General features: G+C 54.6%; 4 protein-coding genes. 1 reads left to right on the top strand and 3 read right to left on the bottom strand.

What is annotated here, in order from left to right; all coding sequences use genetic code 11:
• The first annotated feature begins 25 nt into the window (after nucleotides 1-25).
• Nucleotides 26-1,144, top strand: a complete 1,119-nt coding sequence (locus CHR90_RS00010; protein WP_212668568.1) for an McrC family protein — start codon at nucleotides 26-28, stop codon at nucleotides 1,142-1,144.
• 218 nt (nucleotides 1,145-1,362) lie between these two features.
• On the opposite strand, the gene CHR90_RS00015 is transcribed toward CHR90_RS00010, so the two are convergent.
• From CHR90_RS00015 to CHR90_RS00025, 3 genes are all read right to left on the bottom strand, one after another.
• Nucleotides 1,363-1,716 carry an HVO_A0114 family putative DNA-binding protein gene (locus CHR90_RS00015; protein WP_094406460.1) on the bottom strand — a complete coding sequence of 118 codons (354 nt, stop codon included), beginning with the start codon at nucleotides 1,714-1,716 and terminating at the stop codon, nucleotides 1,363-1,365.
• Nucleotides 1,713-1,970, bottom strand: a complete 258-nt coding sequence (locus CHR90_RS00020) for a toxin-antitoxin system TumE family protein (RefSeq protein ID WP_229671622.1) — start codon at nucleotides 1,968-1,970, stop codon at nucleotides 1,713-1,715. Before CHR90_RS00020 ends, CHR90_RS00015 begins: the two co-directional genes overlap by 4 nt.
• A gap of 212 nt (nucleotides 1,971-2,182) precedes the next feature.
• Nucleotides 2,183-2,764, bottom strand: a complete 582-nt coding sequence (locus CHR90_RS00025) for a TetR/AcrR family transcriptional regulator (protein WP_094406464.1) — start codon at nucleotides 2,762-2,764, stop codon at nucleotides 2,183-2,185.
• Nucleotides 2,765-3,146: the final 382 nt, after the last annotated feature.

Below are 3,146 nucleotides of genomic sequence, written 5' to 3' on the forward strand. Positions count from 1 at the left end.
TGCCAAAACACGATGAATTCAAAAGGTGCTGAGAAATTCGCGCTTACCAAAGATCGACGTGGTGCCCGGTGAAACGCCCGATCATCAGAACGCAGCGATCCGTAAACGCCTGGTCCATATGCTGGCTGTAGCGTTTGATCTCAAGATTGACTTGGGCGTCATCACTGATCTTGCCTGGCAGCGCGAGACACTTCTCGAAATCCTGATCCGCATATTTTGCGAAAAGCTGACCGCGTCCCTGCGCAAGGGGATGCCGCGCCTATATATCGAGCACGAGGAGGACTTGCCTACCTTGCGTGGCCAGCTCGATATTACCCGCCAGTTCACCCACCATGCGGTCAACCCCTCGCGCCTTGCCTGTCGGTTCGATCTGTTGTCCGAAGACATCGCGTTGAACCGGATCATGAAGGCGGCGGTGCTTCGCCTTCTTCGCGTCTCGCGGCGCAGTGCCAACCAGCAACGCCTGCGTGAGTTGGCCTTCGTCTATGCCGACATCGTCGATGTGCCGGTTTCAGAGTTGCGCTGGGATGAGGTTGTCATCGATCGTACCAATCGGTCCTGGCAGGACCTCTTCGTCATGGCCCAACTATTTTTGCAGGACCGCTATCAGACGACCACAGGTGGCGCAGGTCAAGGCACTGCTATGCTGTTCGAGATGAACGCACTGTTCGAAGAATATGTCGGGCGATTGATTGCTCGAGCACTTGCGGGAACCGGGCTTACCGTCTCGTTGCAAGGGGGGCGCCTGTTCTGCCTGAGCGCCCAGGATAACGAGAGAGGGCTGTTCCAGACCAAGCCCGACATCCTGATTCGCCGAGGCGGCGCGATCACCCACGTCATCGACACCAAGTGGAAGCGGATTTCCTCTCGGATCGATGACCCCAAGCAAGGGGTCTCGCAAGCGGACGTCTATCAGATGATGGCGTACGCGCAGCTCTATTGTGCTCCGCGCTTGACGTTGCTCTATCCCCATCACCCGGGCCTTGGCCCCGAAGATTTGGTTCATGCCCGTCATCGAATTACGGGACATGAGGCCACCCTGGAGACTGCGAGCACCGACGTGTCGAACGGAACAGATGTACTGACGCGGCTCAGGCGGCTGCTCTTGAGTGAAGAGCCGAAAGTGCACTGCGCCTATGCGTGATTTTCACATTTCTCCAATCTTGATCGTGACCTGCCTTGGGCATTTTTCCCCCAATTTGAAGTAGAGCCCGATCCCTTGTGATGTGCTCCCGAAAAACTGGACTGTTTTGAGTTAGAGTTTTCCATCTGAATTTCCCTGGTTGGGAGGAGCGGAAAAGGATGAAAGCATCGCAGTTCTCGGACGCGCAGAAGGCCTTCACCTCGTGGTCGTCTCGTTTGCTAAAGGACAAAGCGCGCGTCCACCTCTGCGAACGGTGCGCGAACAGCTGTCGCAGACTTTTCGAGCAATCCGAGGCGGGACAGGACATCGACATCCTGATGGACGTTACGATAGTCGCGCTTCAGCGTGAGTGCCAGGGCGCGGACGCTGGGTACGTCGTTCCGACGAACATGGCGGAGCAATTCCAAACGCTTCGGTGTTAGCGCCGCGAGGAGGGTGGGAAGATCCTGAAACGTCAGGTGCGTCTCACCAACGGCCTCACCCTTTTCGGCGCGGTGCCATGCAGCGGTGAAGCGGGCACCCATGTCATCGATCGACCCGATCGACACATTGATGGTTTTTGCGTCACTCATAGCTCACCTCGTTCCCGTTTCACTTCTTCAATGAAATCACCGACCAGGGCTTCGACCGTCGTAAATAGATAGGGCTCTTCAATGCAGCCCAGGTGCCGATGGTCGCCCTTACCTCGTCCATTGTCGTAACCGATCAGACGCTGGCCGTTTCGGCCATAATAGAGCCGGTATTTCAGGGAATGCTCGCTTCCCAACACAGGCACCGGGAGCTTCCAGATTACCATTTCGATGATCGACCCATCGGGCAGATCCATTCGGTCATAGAAAATCCGCTCAGCTTTCATATGGTGTTAAATACCATATGGCATGGCTCATATCAAGTACGCGCGGCAGAGAGAGGCTTCACCTCGTGGTCATTTATCGAGAGATTTGACAAAAGGCCTGTCGGGCCAACTGAGGATTCGGCAGGACGAACGGGCTTGGTTTATCCAACGGTTCGAGTGGTGGGCGATCCGCATGCTATATCTCAGCGAACAAAGACACTGGACATTGCAGTTGCCAGTTGGTCCTCCAGCACCTTACGCGGAAAACTAGCTTTGCCGGCCATTAAAGCTCGCATAGCGCCTTCGACCATTCCGTAAGCGATGTTAGCTGCAATAGTCGGATCAAATTGGCGGTAAATACCGCATTCTAGACCTTGAATATACATATGTCTGATTGCGGTCACTATTTTATCGATTGCCTTACTGAACTGCTCAGGGCTGGCATCACGAGCTGTCTGCAAGACTATAAGTAGTTCACGATCACGCACTGCAGTATCGAACAACGCGCAGATCATTGGTAAAAAGCGCTGGGCAAAGTCAGGTTCGCTTTGCCAGCCAATTCGCATCGCCTCAATCATTCGATCCGCGACCCGTTGGTGGAGGGAGCGCAGGAGTGCAGACTTCTCGGGAAAGAACCGATAAATCGTTCCAACGGCGACGCCTGCGCGGTCAGCGATGGCCGCTATAGTGGTCGCCGAATAACCTTGTTGTGAGAATAGCCCTTCGGCTGCTTGCAAAATTGCTTCTAATTTGGCGTCAGGGGCGATGCGTCGTGTTTTCACCATAACCTAGCAGTAACAGGATCAACCTTGACTGTAAGCGCTAAATTTGGGGCGCGTTGCCGCGATCTATTCAAATAGGTTTGCCTAACATTCTTGCCTTGCGATGGATTGCTACGAACAAAGTAAAAAAACTTAGGTACAGTTGAGCCCGGGCCTGTTTGCCGCACACCAGAACCAAGAAACTGTCAATACCCGAGCTGAAGTTAATCGCTTCTTGCTAACTCTCGGCCCCAGACCGCAGAAGGGCATCGGTAAGGCGATCCCTCAGTGTCAGAATCACCAATGGACGGCCTACCGAAGCCTGCCGATCGGCGGTTTCCGCGCATTGTCCTCATTAGATGGACACCTCGAAAAACCCCTCGCGTCGGGGTTGGTGACGTGATTC

Origin of the sequence: Elstera cyanobacteriorum (assembly GCF_002251735.1) — a bacterium.
Lineage (GTDB): Bacteria > Pseudomonadota > Alphaproteobacteria > Elsterales > Elsteraceae > Elstera > Elstera cyanobacteriorum.

Coding starts and splice junctions, on each gene's coding strand:
- CHR90_RS00015 (WP_094406460.1), bottom strand. CDS start 1,716: ATGAGTGACGCAAAAACCATCAATGTGTCGATCGGGTCGATCGATGAC.
- CHR90_RS00020 (WP_229671622.1), bottom strand. CDS start 1,970: ATGGATCTGCCCGATGGGTCGATCATCGAAATGGTAATCTGGAAGCTC.
- CHR90_RS00025 (WP_094406464.1), bottom strand. CDS start 2,764: ATGGTGAAAACACGACGCATCGCCCCTGACGCCAAATTAGAAGCAATT.